1 protein-coding gene is annotated in these 1,714 nt (G+C 54.1%); it reads right to left on the reverse strand.

The window, feature by feature from the left end:
* Nucleotides 1–95: 95 nt before the first annotated feature.
* The gene (locus tag ACVOLS_RS21525; RefSeq protein ID WP_481547317.1) at nt 96–764 is read right to left on the reverse strand and encodes a hypothetical protein; all 669 of its coding nucleotides are present in this window, start codon (nt 762–764) and stop codon (nt 96–98) included.
* Between the last annotated feature and the right edge of the window lie 950 nt (nt 765–1,714).

The raw sequence follows: 1,714 nt of genomic DNA on the forward strand, positions 1-1,714 counted from the left end.
TCTTCTTGCGCTTGCCCGTGTGTTCCGCGTCCCCGAAGCTCAGCTGCATCGTCGTCATCCGTCGAACCTTGCGCTATTGTCGCCGAAGGATTTGTTCAGAGCATCCCTAACTCAGATCTGCGGGGGGCAATAACGCATGCCAACCGAAGGATGCAGTAGTTTCGCACTCTCGTTGCACGATCACGGAAGGGGTTGAGCTTAGAATCGGGATGCATAACGAGATGGACTTTCTCCACCTCATCTTCGGTTAGCACTGTCGCATGCACGGGATTGGCACCCAGATTGATGTGCCTCTTGAAAGCGCTTGAGACTTTCCTCTCGATTGCGGTGAAGTAGACGCTGACACCGTGAAGCTGATCCCTTGTCAGCGCTTGAGTAGAAATCTGATGATCCTGAGCAAAGCGCAGGAATGAGCGGACCGCCTCTAGCCTGCGTCTGCAAGTGGCCTTTTTGAGATTCTTTCCGTCTCTCACGCAGAGCCGACGAACGGCCCCGGCCACCTCTCTCTTAGTCAGCGACTTCAAATCGGCCAGACGAGCCTCAACGTCGACTCCTGCGCTTGAGAAGTATTGGTAGAAAAATCGAATATCGCGTGCGAAGGCCTCTTGGCTGTTGTCCTTGGAGTCGCTGAGTGAGCCGATCCAAACGTTCGCGAGAACAATGGGGACACCTCGCTCAAGCAAATAGGGACGGATACCGCCGTCCTGCTTGATAAGAAGTAGTGTCGTCGACTCGTTCCAACGAGAGCTGAGCTGGATTCCCATATGACCTGTCCGGACAGAAATCGCGAGGAACCGTAGCAACTCATTTTTGGCACCGCTAGGTCGTGACCCTGCTGGTACGTTTCATATGAAACTCTTCACATCGAGTGCCAAAGAGATCAACAAGATGCGCGCACGCATGGCTTATCGCTTAACATTCATGGCGCACAGCAGCATTCCGCATCGCCAATATCGCGCAAGACCAATGCAATTCGATGGCCTCTGCCTCGGTGCCTAGGACCGTAGAGGTTGTACTGCATCACGACGACATGTGATCGAAATTGCGGACAATAGTTCGATCTAGCTCGGAAGCTATCCTGAATTTTTCTGGCAATCAGGTGGAACCAGCCTTTCTGCTAAGCGGCAACGCAGCGCAGCCTGGACTATTGAGCAAGAAAGCGCCACTTAGGCATGGATGAGATGATCACGCAGCTCCACTGGCCACTCGCGTGCATCACTATCCAGTGCTATCCAGTCGTCTGCCTGACTGATGCATTGATGATCCAACCACCGTTGGATGCAGCGATAGCGTGACATCGACTCATCGCGGTAGCGACCGAGCTGTCCAGGTAGCCAGATAGCCAGATAGCCAGATAGGGCCAACGATACGACTTGCTCCCCCCGGTAGAAGTTCCGCGATCTAAGCCATCGAACGTGTATAGGCCCACCTACTGGCGATCACAATGTCGATACGTTCGGAATAGGTCTCGATGATTGAGGCAAGGATGAGGGGCATCGCCAAACCACGGGCCCAAGTAAGGAGTTGCGACCTCCCGCCCGCCCTTTCGCTGAAGAGTCCAGTTGGGGGGGAGCGTGCCGTCAAAGTCTAGGAAGAGAATCATGGGGCGTGTCCGATTTTTTGTGTGTGAGGCGGTTTAGTCCGGAAGTCTCTTTCAGCGAGCCAGCGTGAATCGGTCTTCGTAGATTATCGCGAACTGGTTCATCGCCGCCTT

Source organism: Stenotrophomonas sp. STEN038, from assembly GCF_056759895.1.

Bases quoted from the DNA above. Each gene is read 5' to 3' on its own strand.
- ACVOLS_RS21525 (WP_481547317.1), bottom strand. From the start codon at position 764: ATGGGAATCCAGCTCAGCTCTCGTTGGAACGAGTCGACGACACTACTT.